8 protein-coding genes are annotated in these 12,456 nt (G+C 63.6%); 3 read left to right on the top strand and 5 right to left on the bottom strand.

All coding sequences use genetic code 11. The features are described from left to right. Nucleotides 1–24 precede the first annotated feature (24 nt). From LJX93_RS15650 to LJX93_RS15640, 3 genes are all read left to right on the top strand, one after another. Nucleotides 25–2,550: an efflux RND transporter permease subunit gene (locus LJX93_RS15650; protein ID WP_033698536.1), complete on the top strand. Its 2,526-nt coding sequence runs from the start codon at nt 25–27 to the stop codon at nt 2,548–2,550. A gap of 45 nt (nt 2,551–2,595) precedes the next feature. Continuing rightward, nucleotides 2,596–4,242, top strand: a complete 1,647-nt coding sequence (locus tag LJX93_RS15645; protein WP_227696165.1) for a fatty acid--CoA ligase — start codon at nt 2,596–2,598, stop codon at nt 4,240–4,242. A 171-nt stretch (nt 4,243–4,413) separates the two neighbouring features. Further along, on the top strand, nt 4,414–5,304 hold the full coding sequence (locus LJX93_RS15640) for a LysR family transcriptional regulator (protein ID WP_095064545.1): 891 nt from the start codon (nt 4,414–4,416) through the stop codon (nt 5,302–5,304). Here LJX93_RS15640 and LJX93_RS15635 read toward each other — a convergent pair. The 5 genes from LJX93_RS15635 to LJX93_RS15615 all read right to left on the bottom strand — a co-directional run bounded on the left by LJX93_RS15635 (nt 5,301) and on the right by LJX93_RS15615 (nt 12,257). Then, complete coding sequence (locus LJX93_RS15635; protein ID WP_227696164.1) at nt 5,301–6,863, bottom strand: APC family permease; 1,563 nt, start codon at nt 6,861–6,863, stop codon at nt 5,301–5,303. The two genes, LJX93_RS15640 and LJX93_RS15635, sit on opposite strands and share 4 nt — an antisense overlap. Before the next feature lie 104 nt (nt 6,864–6,967). Then, nucleotides 6,968–8,017: an ornithine cyclodeaminase gene (locus LJX93_RS15630; protein ID WP_033698531.1), complete on the bottom strand. Its 1,050-nt coding sequence runs from the start codon at nt 8,015–8,017 to the stop codon at nt 6,968–6,970. A gap of 4 nt (nt 8,018–8,021) precedes the next feature. Further along, on the bottom strand, nt 8,022–9,449 hold the full coding sequence (locus LJX93_RS15625; protein WP_033698530.1) for an amidase: 1,428 nt from the start codon (nt 9,447–9,449) through the stop codon (nt 8,022–8,024). 80 nt (nt 9,450–9,529) lie between these two features. Beyond that, nucleotides 9,530–10,873, bottom strand: a complete 1,344-nt coding sequence (locus LJX93_RS15620) for an amidohydrolase (protein ID WP_050506074.1) — start codon at nt 10,871–10,873, stop codon at nt 9,530–9,532. 37 nt (nt 10,874–10,910) lie between these two features. Next, the gene (locus LJX93_RS15615) at nt 10,911–12,257 is read right to left on the bottom strand and encodes an OprD family outer membrane porin (protein ID WP_033698528.1); all 1,347 of its coding nucleotides are present in this window, start codon (nt 12,255–12,257) and stop codon (nt 10,911–10,913) included. Between the last annotated feature and the right edge of the window lie 199 nt (nt 12,258–12,456).

Here is a 12,456-nt window from a genome sequence, read left to right as displayed (position 1 = left end):
CCAAGCATTCGAAGAGAACTCGTGATGGCCAACATCAAGCAAGACACCCTGCCGGTGATCCGCGACCTGAAGGATTTCGATCCCCGCTCCGGCAACCTGCTGGAGCGCATGGTCTTCAACTACCGCCCGCTGTTCATGCTGTTCATGGTGCTGGTCACGGGGGTATTGGGCTACCTGGCGCTGACCCGCCTGGAGTTGCGGCCCAGTTTCGAGAAAATGATCCCGCAGAGCCAACCCTACATCCAGAACTACCTGGACAACCGCAAATCGCTGCGCGGCCTGGGCAACTCGGTGCGGGTGGTGGTGGAGAACACCCAGGGCGACATTTTCGACCCTGAGTACTTGACTGTGCTCAAGCAGATCAACGACGAGCTGTTTCTCGCCCAGGGCGTGGACCGCGCCTGGATGAAGTCGTTGTGGAGCCCCGGGGTGCGCTGGACCGAAGTCACCGAGGAGGGCTTTCAGGGCGGCACGGTGATGCCCGACGACTACCAGGGCAAGCCGGCCGACATCGAGCAGCTGCGGCAGAACATCAACCGTGCCGGCATCGTCGGCAGCCTGGTGGCGACCGACTTCAAGTCGAGCATGCTGGTGGTGCCGCTGCTCGACCACGACCTGGCCACCGGCCGCGGCATCGACTACCGGCAGTTCTCGCAGATGCTCGAACAGCAACTGCGCGACAAGTACGAGTACGCCGGCGACAGCAAGGCGCGCAGGGCAGGCGAGGAGGGCCACGGCAAGTACAAGGTGCGGGTCATCGGTTTTGCCAAGCTGATGGGCGACCTGAGCGACGGGCTGGTCCAGGTGATGATGTTCTTCGCCTTGGCGGTGGGCACGTCGCTGCTGATCATCTACCTGTATACCCGCTGTGTGCGCAGTACCTTGCTGGTGGTGTGCTGTTCGCTGGCGGCGGTGGTGTGGCAACTGGGTATCGTCGGCTGGCTGGGGTATGCCATCGACCCTTATTCGATCCTGGTGCCGTTTCTGATCTTCGCCATCGGCGTCTCGCATGCGGCGCAGAAGATGAACGGCATCATGCAGGACATCGGCCGCGGCACGCACAGGCAGGTAGCCGCGCGCTACACCTTCCGGCGCCTGTTCGTGGCCGGGGTCACCGCGCTGCTGGCCGACGCCGTGGGCTTTGCCGTGCTGATGCTGATCGACATCCCGGTGATCAAGGACCTGGCGATCACCGCGAGCATTGGGGTTGCGGTACTGATCTTCACCTCGTTGCTGTTGATACCGGTGGCGCTGTCGTATGTCGGCGTGGGCCGCAAGGCCGCCGAGCGCGCCCTGCGCATCGACCGCCGCGCCGCCGAGCACCGCGGCTTCGGCAAGCTGTGGGATGCGCTCGACCGCTTCACCACGCGCAAGTGGGCGACCGGCGCGGTGCTGGTGGCCGTGCTGATGGGCGCAGTTGGTTTCTGGGCAAGCCTGCAGCTGAAGATCGGCGACCTCGACAGCGGCGCGCCGGAGCTGCGCGCCGACTCGCGCTACAACCGCGACAACGCCTACATCACCCGCCACTACGCACTGTCCAGCGACCTGTTTGCGGTGATGATCAAGACCCCACCCGAAGGCTGCCTGAGCTACCAGACGCTGATGCTCGCCGACCGCCTGGCCTGGGAGCTGCAGCAGTACCCGGGCGTGCAGACCACCGTTTCGTTGGTCAACGCCGTGCGCCAGATCACCGCAGGCTCGTTCGAGGGCAACCCGAAGATGAGCAGCCTGCAGCGCAACCAAGACATGCTCAACTATGCCGCCCAACAAGCGTCGGTCAACGCCCCGGAGCTGTTCAACAACGACTGTTCGCTGATGCCGGTGATCGCCTACCTCAAGGACCACAAGGCCCAGACCCTCGACGATGTGGTGGCTATCGCCGACCGCTTTGCCCGCGAAAACAGCACCCCAGAGCGCCAGTTCATGCTTGCGGCCGGTAGCGCCGGCATCGAGGCGGCAACCAATATCGTGGTCCGTGACGCCAACCGCACCATGCTGCTGTTCGTCTACCTGGCGGTCACGCTGTTTTGCCTGATCACCTTCCGCAGCTGGCGGGCGACCTTGGTGGCGCTGTTGCCGCTGGTGCTGACCTCGGTGCTGTGCGAGGCCTTGATGGTGGCGATGGGCATTGGCGTGAAAGTGGCCACGTTGCCGGTCATCGCCCTGGGTGTCGGGATTGGCGTGGACTACGCCTTGTACCTGCTCAGCGTGCAGTTGCACTACCAGCGCCAGGGCCGCTCGTTGGGCGAGGCCTACCAGAACGCCGTGGCCTTCACAGGCCGGGTGGTCGGCCTGGTCGGCATCACGCTGGCGGCGGGCGTGGTCGGTTGGGCCTGGTCGCCGATCAAGTTCCAGGCCGACATGGGCATCCTGCTGACCTTCATGTTCCTGTGGAACATGCTGGGTGCCCTGGTGCTGATCCCGGCGTTGTCGTACTTCCTGCTGCCGGACAAGCGCTTTGTTGCCGCCGAGCCCGAGACGTGTGCTGCGCCGACGCCACCTGACGAGCGCGTGTGCCAACCCCAGGCGCCCACGCGGATGAGCGCGTGAGTGCCTTTTAGTCGAACCGAACACGAATAACTGGAAGCTACCTACATGGCCAAGACAAAAATAATGCCGCCGGCAGCCGGTGCCTATGCCTACCCCCTGCTGATCAAACGCCTGCTGATGTCAGGGGTCCGCCACCAGCCGGAACAGCAGATCGTCTACGCCGACAAGCTGCGCTACACCTACCGCGACCTCGACCAGCGGGTCCGGCGCCTGGCCAATGCGCTGCGTGCGGCCGGGGTGCAGGCCGGGGATACCGTGGCGCTACTGGATTGGGACAGCCACCGCTCGCTCGAGTGTTTTTTTGCCGTGCCGATGCTGGGTGCGGTGTTGCACACCGTGAACGTGCGCCTGTCCCCCGAGCAGGTTGCCTACACCATGAACCACGCCGAAGACGAAGTGGTGCTGGTGCATGACGACTTCGTGCCGCTGCTGGAGCAGATTCACGGTCAGCTGGGGACCGTGCGCGGCTACGTGCAGCTTACGGACGCGCAGGCGCCGGCCACTTCGTTGCCCGTGCTGGGCGAGTACGAAGCGCTGCTGGCCGCCGCCAGCCCTGAAGCCGAGTTCGACGACTTCGACGAGCACTCGGTGGCGACGCTGTTCTACACCACCGGCACCACGGGCAACCCCAAAGGGGTGTACTTCTCCCACCGCCAGCTGGTGCTGCACACCCTCAACGAACTGGGCACCTTCGCCGCCTACGATGGCCAGCCACTGTTACGGTCCAGCGACGTGTACATGCCCATCACGCCGATGTTCCATGTGCACGCATGGGGCGTGCCTTACGTGGCCACGATGCTGGGGGTCAAGCAGGTGTACCCCGGGCGCTACGAGCCGAACACCCTGGTGCGGTTGTACCGCGACGAAGGGGTGACGTTCTCCCACTGCGTGCCGACCCTGTTGCAGATGATGCTGGACTGCGAGCAAGGCCAGCACACCGATTTCAGCCGCTGGAAGATCCTGCTCGGTGGCAGCGCGTTGACCCACGGCCTGGCCCGCCAGGCCAGCGAGCGTGGCATGTTGATCTACAGTGGCTACGGGATGTCCGAGACCTGCCCGCTGCTGACCCTGACCCACTTGCGCGAAGCCGACCTGGCCTTGCCCATGGCCGAGCAGGTCACGCAGCGGATCAGAACCGGCGCCCCCGTGGCGATGGTCGACCTGCGCATCATCGATGCCCAGGGTTACGCCATGCCCCACGACGGTGAGTCGCTGGGTGAAATCGTGGTGCGCTCACCCTGGTTGACCCAGGGCTACCTGCACGAGCCGCTCAAAGGCGCCGAACTGTGGCAGGACGGCTGGCTGCACACCGGTGACATGGGCTCGATCGACCGCCACGGGGTGTTGGAGATCAAGGACCGGATCAAGGACGTGATCAAGACCGGCGGGGAGTGGATCAGCTCGTTGACCCTGGAAAACCTGATCAGCCAGCATGCGGCGGTCAGCGCCGTGGCGGTGGTCGGCATCCCTGACGAGCAGTGGGGCGAGCGGCCTATCGCCCTGGTGGTGCGTGCATCAGGCGGCAGCCTTGACCAGCCGATGCTCGAGGCGCACCTGAAGCAGTTCGTCGACTGCGGGCAGATCAACAAGTGGGCGATTCCGCGACAGGTGCATTTCGTTGCCGATATCCCCAAGACCAGCATTGGCAAGATCAACAAGAAGCTGATTCGCGAGATGCACACGGGGGCTTGAGGCGCCGTTGCAGGCGGTGCTGCCTTCAAGGTGGCGCCGTCGGCGTATCCGCAAGCCTCTGTAGCAATGTTGCAAAGCCCGTTATGATGCGCGCCATGCGAGCCCATGACTTCCTAGCTGTGATGACCTGTTCATGGGCACGTTCTGCATTGGCCTAAGAGTACCTGCACAGTGAATATCAGGCGGATCGAGTGCTTTCTTGCAGTGGTCGATCTAGGCACCGTGACCGCGGCCTCTCATAAACTGCACCTGGCTCAGCCAGCGCTGAGCCGTCAGATCCAGACCCTGGAGCAGGAGCTGGGCCTGCAGCTGTTCGAGCACCATCGCAACCGCTTGGCCCTGACTGCTGCGGGCCATACCCTGGTGCCGCTGGCGCGGCAGTTGCTGGAGAAGGCGCGCAGTATCCGCATTGCCGCGCAAAGCCTGGCCAGCGGCCAACTGCGCGACCTGCGCATCGCCGCCACGCCTGCCACCATCAGTGAGTTGATCGCGCCATTCATCACTACGCTGGGCAGGGACGACCCGATGATCCTCACCGTGGATGCGCCTCATGCCGATCTGCTTGAGCGCTTTCATCAAGGCATGGACATGGTGGTTACACCCAGCGCCCTCGACAGCGACCTGCGTAGCCTTTACCTGGGACGGGCGCCCTTGCGCGCCTATGTCTGGGCAGCGCACCCATGGGCGCTCGAAGGGCGCAGCGAGATAGCCTTGGCCGAGCTGCTGCAACACGACTTGCTGCTGCTCGGCAGCCAGAACATCAGCCGCATCCAGCTGGACCTGGCGGTGGCTCGTGCAGGGCTGGCTTACCGTGGGGTGAGCGAATGTGGCCACGCCACTGTGTTGCAAGCGCTGTGCGCAGCCGGGCGCGGCATTGGTATCGTGACCGACCTGCCGCGCTTCGGTGCGTACAGCCTGCGGGTCATTGACCCGCTACCCAGCCCTGCGCAACCTTACCTGGGCATTGACCTGCACGCCGGTTGGAGCGCTGAACATTACTGCCCGCAAGCCCTGGAGGCCATCGCCTTGCGGCTGGCAGGCTTTCTGCAAAGCATCGATTAAGCGCCGGGCACGGTGGCCAGCCTCACCTGCTGTGGCGCGCGCGCGATGCCAGACACGACACCCCAATAGAAGCATGCCAGCGACAACACCAGAACCAAGGCCTGGTCCCACGGCGCCGGCATGAGCCCGCTGCCACCGAAGTTGCCAAGGCAGCTGATCAGCATCAAGCCCAGGAAGTAGGCGACGATCCAGGCGCTTGAGCGCAGCTGCTGGGCAAAGCCAACCCCCGCGACTTGTCTGCCTCGGGCCACCAGGCAATAGACCAGCATCAATAGCAGGAACGCGCCGAGCATCCACGACAGGGTCTTCCAGCCCACCCAATAGAAGATGAACGTTGCACTCACGAATGCCAGTGGCGCGATCAGGCCGATGCCGCGGATCCGATAAGGCCTCGGCAGGTCGGGCGCGTTGAGGCGCAGGGTCATCACGCAGATGGGTAGCAGCGTGAACAGCATCACCCCAGCTGCCGAGTTCACCTGCACCAAGGCCTCCCAGGAGGGAAACGGCAACGTCCAGAGCAGCGCCATGAACAGCGACAGCCACAGGGCCAGCCGGGGGACGCCGGTGTTGGCGTCCAGTGCGGTGAAGCGTTTGAAGAACGTGCCATTGCGCGCCCATGCATACACCTGTCGTGCGGTTGCCGCCAGGTACACGTTGCCGGTGCCGGCGGGTGAGATCAGGGCATCGGCCATGATCACTTTGACCAGCCATGCCAGGCCCAGCATGCTGGCCAGGTCGGCGAATGGCGTACTCATCTGCAGGGCGCCCCAGCCTTGGTTCAGCATTGCACTGGGCACCGCCCCGATGAAGGTCACTTGCAGCAGCACATACACCAGCGTGGTGATCAGCAACGAGAAGAAGATCGCCAGGGTAATGGTGCGCGAGGGGTTCCTGACCTCGGCGCTGAACATCACGATGTTCTGGAACCCGCCAAAGGCAAAGATCAGCCCCGCAGTGGAAACGGCGGCGGTGATACCGCTGACGCCGTTTGGCGCGAACGCATGGGCGGTGAAATTGCTGGGTTCGAAATGCAAGGCCAAGGTCACGATCACCACCGCCGGCACCCCCAGCTTGATGACGGTTACCAGCGAATTGGCCTTGCCGAACGACTTGACCCCGAAGTAGTTGATCAGGAAGAACACCCCGATCAAGCCGGCCTGGAACCACCAGCCGAGCAGGGTGGGTTCTGCACCGCCCAGCGCGGGCAGCCAGGCGCTGGCGTAGGTGCGCACCGCCACGGCCTCGAGCCCGGCCACGCACGAGTACATGATGAACGCCGCAAAGCTGACGATAAACCCGATCAGAGGCCCGTGGGTCATGGCCGGGTATCGGACCAACCCGCCGGTCTTGGGCAGCGCACTGCCCAGTTCGGCCAGGGTCATGGCGATGAAGAAACTGGCGAATGCAGCGATCAGCCAGGAAATCCAGGCGGCCGGACCGGCGATCTTCACCGCCAGTAGCGATGAAAACAGCCAGCTTGAGCCAATCATTGACCCGACGCCGATCAGGGTCAGGTCGAGCAGCCCCAGGTTGCGCTTGAAGGTAGCCGTATTGCTCATGGATGCCCCACTGTTTGGAATATGTTGTTCTTGTTGGCGACGCAGGCAAAGCGCTGATTGTCGGCGACCGGGCACGTGGGCCTCGGTCGCACGTGTGCCGGAAGTCAGGCAACCTTGTGCAGGCTGCGCGTTGCCCGGCCATCTTTGGTCAGGCTGTACAGGTCCTTGGGGTCGGGCAGTTCAGGGACCAGTTCGATGCTGCTGCCAAGGCCTTCCTGGCTGCTCAGCTCGTAGAGCAGGCGCAGGGCCGAGTAGTCCTCAAGGGCGAAGCCCACCGAATCGAACACGGTGATCTCGTCCTTGCTCGTGCGACCGTGTCGGTCATTGGCGATCAGGGTCCACAGTTCGGTAACCGGAAAATCACCGGGCAGTTGCTGGATATCGCCTTCGATACGCGTCTGTTGCTCGTACTCGACGAACACCGTGCCTTGGCGCAGCACCTGCGGGTCAAGCTCGGTCTTGCCGGGGCAGTCGCCGCCCACGGCGTTGATGTGCATGCCTGGCGCCACCATGTCCGAGGTGAGGATGGTGGCCAGGCATTTGTCGGCGGTTACCGTGGTGATGATATCCGCGCCGTGCACGGCCGCCTCGGCCGATTCACAGGCAACCACCTCAAGGCCTGGATAGTCCTTGAGGTTGTGCAGCAGCTTTTGCGTGGCGCGAGGGTCCACATCGAAACACTGCACCCGTTGAATACCCAGCAGGGTGTGAAACGCGATGGCCTGGAACTCGCTCTGGCAGCCATTGCCGATCAAGGCCATCACCTTCGCGTCGTCACGGGCCAGGTACCTGGCCGCCAGTGCTGAAGTGGCAGCGGTGCGGATTGCAGTGGTCAGGGTCAGTTCCGAGAGCAGCAGCGGGTAGCCGGTGGCGACATCGGCCAGCACGCCGAAGGCCATGACCGTGGACAAGTTGTGCTCGATGTTGCCTGGATGGCCATTGACGTACTTGAAGGCATAACGCCCGGCATCGGCGATGGGCATCAGTTCGATGACGCCGACATCGCTATGGTTGGCCAGCCGTGCAGACTTGTCGAAGGCCTGCCATCGACGGAAATCATCTTCGATGTAGTCGGTCAGGCGGCGCAGCAGGGTATCGACCCCATGACCGGACAAGTACTCGCTGAGGTCTGAAACGCTGATGAATCGGGTCATGATGTCAAAGGCTCTTGTTGCTGAAGGATTGTTGCTTGTTCCACAGTGCGGGCGTGAACACCCCGCAGTGGCGTTCGATGTCTGCTGCCAGTTGCAGGCAGCGCTCGTCTTCCAGGGGGGCGCCGATCAGTTGCACACCTTGCGGTACGTCTGCCTGCACGTCGGTCGGCACGGCAACCGCTGGAAAACCCAGCAGGTTCACCAAGTACAGCGCGCGTTGGGCCTCAAGCAGCGCTTCAAGCTGTGCCGGGGCGCCAAGGTCATAGTTGTCCGCGAACGGCGCCTGGGCCGAGACCGGCATCAGCACGGCGTCGTAGGCCTGCAGCCACAGGTTCCATTGGCGACGGATCAGGTTGCGCAGGCGCAAGTCGCGCAGCAGCTGACCGGCATCGGAGGCACCGAAGTGGGCATTCATGCCGTTGACCACCTCGTTGATCTGCGCTGAGCCATGGCGTGCGACACCCTCTACGAACAATGCAGTGGATTCGGCGGCGACCAATCGCCCCCAAAGCATCGCGCCTTCCAGGGCCAGTGGCGGGCGAACCTGTTCTACCTGGTGCCCGGACTCGGTCAGCGCCAGGCACGCGGTGGCTATGGCACGTTCCACTGCCGGGCTGACACCGCTGTCGAACGGGTCGATGCAGCAGGCCACGCGCATGGGGCGATCGATGCGCCCGGCGTTGCGCCCGGCGCGCCAGTCCGGGTCGAGGGCGGCGGGCTGGCTCATCGACGCAAACGCCAGTTGCAAGTCCTGCACATTGCGCGCGATCGGACCCTGCACCGAAAACAGTTGGGAAATCGGCGGGCGGCCCTGTTCACAGGCGGGCGAACCGTTCGCGATGCGGCCCATGGACGGGCGCAAGGTGGTCACGCCACAGCAGTACGCCGGGTAGCGCAGCGAGCCGCCCATATCGTTGCCATGGGCGATACAGCCAATGCCTGACGCCACGGCCGCCGCTGCGCCACCTGACGAGCCACCCGGCGTCAGCGCCGCGTTCCAGGGGTTGGAGGTGGCACCGTGCAGCGGGTTGTCAGTGAACCAGCGGGTGCTGAACTCCGGCGTGTTGGTCTGGCCAATGATGATCGCCCCATCCTTGCGCAGGTTGGCCACTACGGGTGCGTCGTGTTCGCAGCGTTGCGCGGCCAGGGCGGGAACCCCATCGGAGTTAGCGTAGCCTGCCTGGTCGACATTGATCTTTACCGTGACCGGCACGCCGAACAGTGGCGGCAGCGTGTCACCGGCGCGGCGCTGCTGGTCCATCCGCCGAGCCTGCGCGAGGCTTTGTTCGTAGTTGCGGGTGACCACAGCGTTGATGCTGGGGTTGATCGCCTCGCAGCGATCGATGTGCTGCGTGACGACTTCTGTGCAGCTGACTTCACCTGCCGCGATCCGTGCACGCGTTTCGGTGGCACTCCACTTCCAGATTTGCATTGTTCATCTCTCTGATCAAAGCTGCGCGGCGCGGCACCCGGGGTGATAGCGCGCGCGTAGCGGGTGGGCTTGAAGCAAACTCAACGCACGGCCTGGCGCGCTTGGGCGTAGGCCGGGTAGGCCAGCACAAACTCGACGTGGGCGCGTACACCGGTGCTCAGCGTGGCTTCATCCACAGTGAACGACGGGCTGTGGTTGACCGGTGCGCTGCTCATGTCCTGGCCGGCAGGGGTGGCACCCAGCAGCACGAACAGGCTGGGCACCTGGGTGGCATAGTGGGCAAAGTCTTCGCTGGCGGAGAATGTGTAATCCAGCCGCGCTGCCTTGCCATCGGAGGCGCGCTGCAGCGCCGTAACCATTGCCTGGGTCAGCGCTGGGTCGTTCATCAGCACGGGGGCGTATTCCGACAGCTCCACCTTGGGGGCCACCCCGTGGGCGAGGGCGATGTGCTCCACCAGGTTTGGCAAGTCGCCGAGCAGGGTCTTGCGGATGTCGTTGTTGCTGGTGCGGAGGGTGCCCAGCATCGTCAGGTCCTGCGGGATGACATTCGGCGCAGTGCCACCGTGAATGCTGCCGATGGTGACAGCTGCCATGCCTTGGGTCAGGTCTGCCCGGCGGCTTACCAGGGTTTGCAAGCTGGTGACCACCTGCGCTGCGGCGACTACCGGGTCCTTGCTCTTCCACGGCATCGAGCCGTGGGCCTGCACACCTTGCAGCGATATACGCACCCCATCGGCGCTGTTCATGGTCGCGCCGGGGCGGTAGCGCAGCTCACCGGTCGGGATGCCAGCCACCACATGCAGGCCGAACAGCGCCTCGATCGGCGGGTCGGTCAGCACGCCTTCGGCGATCATCTTGCGTGCCCCCACCTCGGCACCCTGGGTGAAATTGTCGATGTCCGCGCCACCTTCTTCAGCCGGCTGGAAGATGAACACCACGGTCCCGGCCACCTGTTCGCGATGCTCGGCCAGTAACCGTGCCGCCCCGAGCAGCATGGCCGTGTGGGCATCGTGGCCACAGGCATGCATGACTGGGGATGATTTGCCCTGGTACTGGGCAACCGTGTTGCTGGCAAACGGCAGGCCGGTCTGTTCCTGCACGGGCAAAGCATCCATGTCGGCACGCAAGCCCATGACCGGCCCAGGCTTACCGCCCTTGAGCACGCCGACCACGCCGGTACGGGCAATGCCGGTGCGCACCTCGATGCCCAGTTCACGTAGCTGCTTGGCAACCAGCTGGGCCGTTTGGAACTCCTGGTTGCCCAGCTCCGGATGCTGGTGAATCTGTCGCCGGATCCGCACGACCTCGTCCTCGACCTTCAAGGCAGCGTGCTTTACCCAGGTGCCATCAGGCATGCTGGCCCAGGCCTGCACGCTTGGCGCGCCTAGCAGGGAGCCGATCAGTACGGCAAACAAGGGTTTCATGGAGGTTCTCCTTAGAAGGGGGGCGTTGCTGCAGCGCTCAGAAGAGCTTCACTGGCAGGTTGACGATGAGGCGGAACTCTTCGAGATTGCCTTCGATCTGGTTGCGGCTCGCGCGATGCCAGGCGTTGCCGGTGAGGACGCTGAGGTTCTTCATGCGCCCGGACTGCACCACGTAGTTGAGAAAGGCGCCCACTTCGTAGTGGCTCTCGCCGTTTTGGCTCGACGCCCAGCCGTAGGCTGCGTTGGCGCCGCCGTCGTAAGCGGTGCCGTCGATGTTCCAGCCCTTGATGTACCAGAGGATGGTTTTCAGGCCGGGCACGCCGTAGGCGGTGAAGTCATTGGTGTACTTGACTTGAAACGAACGCTCGTTGGGGCCGTTGTAGTAAGAGAGCATGGTGTTGGGCAGTGAAATGGCGTTGGATTCGCCGACATAATCGAAGTACTCGTCCCCGACCACCTGCTGCAGCCCGAACTTCACCGAGTGGTTGAGGTAACGCTGGGTCAGGCTCAGGCCGTAGACCTGTTGGTCGATTGCCCCGGCCAGTTCACGCCCGCTGGAACGGGTGTGATACAGGTCGGCCTGCACTTCGCTAGCCCAGGCAGCGTTCCACTCGTGGCGGGAGTTGAAGCCCAGATAGGCGCGGTCCCATATGGCATCGAAGCGGGAAAGATAGAGGCTGGCCGTTGCTGCCGTGTTCAGGTTGTAATCGCCGCCGGCATAGGCAACCCAATCGCTTTCAACCTTGCGCGTGGTCATGGTCGACGTCAGGTCTTCGCTGCCTGCGCCGGTGCGTGGCGTGGCCCGGTCGAAGTAGCCCGCCTTGAGCGTCAGTGCGCCGAGGTCGTGGCTTTCCAGCGACACGCCGTCGAACGACGCAGGTAAGGTCCGGGTGTCCGCATAGTCCATGACGGGGGTGCGTACCTGCTGCCTGCCGACCTTGATCACGGTTTGGCCGGCCTTGAGTTTGGCCGCTGCGATACCGACCTTGCCCCAGTCGTCGACCACATCGCCGTCGCGCTCCACGAGCAGCCTGCTGCTGCCGCCGGCTGCCGCCAACCCACTGCGTTCAAGCGCTACCGCGCCATACAGCGACAGGTCGATACCCAGGCCAACCGGGCCTTGGGTATAGCCTGAGACGAAATCGAGCCTGGCGCCTTGCAACCAAGCCGTACGGTCGTTGACCGGCTTCGCGCTTCCTTTGTCTGGAGCCAGGAAATAGGTGCTTTTATGGCCTGTCTCATGGGAGTACCAATGGCGCAGGTTCATGGTCAGCGAACTGTCTTCGAGCAAGCCTGGCTGGGCCTTGCCCATAACCGGGGAGAGGGAGAAAAAAGTCGCAAGGGTGCCGGCAAGCCAGCGAGCGTTAGCCTGTTTGTTAAGCATCGGTGAGTGCCTGTTAGTTATTTTTGTGGCAGGGCGCAACAGGGAGGGGCGGGCTAGGAACATGTGTGCACATGCAAGGCCGCCGGGTGAGGGGAAGACTAAAACGGCATAACTATGCCGTCTAATACCAATATTCTTTTATTACCATGCTGTTACGGCATACAGGTTGGTACCTAGGGGGCAGAGTCGCCGCGCACCT

Origin of the sequence: Pseudomonas sp. HN2-3 (genome assembly GCF_020691745.1) — a bacterium.
In the GTDB taxonomy this organism is placed as follows: Bacteria; Pseudomonadota; Gammaproteobacteria; order Pseudomonadales; family Pseudomonadaceae; genus Aquipseudomonas; species Aquipseudomonas capeferrum.
Note: the sequence above shows the minus strand (reverse complement) of the source record. Positions and strands in the feature narration are given on the sequence as shown.

Coding starts and splice junctions, on each gene's coding strand:
- LJX93_RS15620 (WP_050506074.1), bottom strand. CDS start 10,873: ATGAAACCCTTGTTTGCCGTACTGATCGGCTCCCTGCTAGGCGCGCCA.
- LJX93_RS15635 (WP_227696164.1), bottom strand. CDS start 6,863: ATGAGCAATACGGCTACCTTCAAGCGCAACCTGGGGCTGCTCGACCTG.
- LJX93_RS15645 (WP_227696165.1), top strand. CDS start 2,596: ATGGCCAAGACAAAAATAATGCCGCCGGCAGCCGGTGCCTATGCCTAC.
- LJX93_RS15650 (WP_033698536.1), top strand. CDS start 25: ATGGCCAACATCAAGCAAGACACCCTGCCGGTGATCCGCGACCTGAAG.
- LJX93_RS15615 (WP_033698528.1), bottom strand. CDS start 12,257: ATGCTTAACAAACAGGCTAACGCTCGCTGGCTTGCCGGCACCCTTGCG.
- LJX93_RS15630 (WP_033698531.1), bottom strand. CDS start 8,017: ATGACCCGATTCATCAGCGTTTCAGACCTCAGCGAGTACTTGTCCGGT.
- LJX93_RS15625 (WP_033698530.1), bottom strand. CDS start 9,449: ATGCAAATCTGGAAGTGGAGTGCCACCGAAACGCGTGCACGGATCGCG.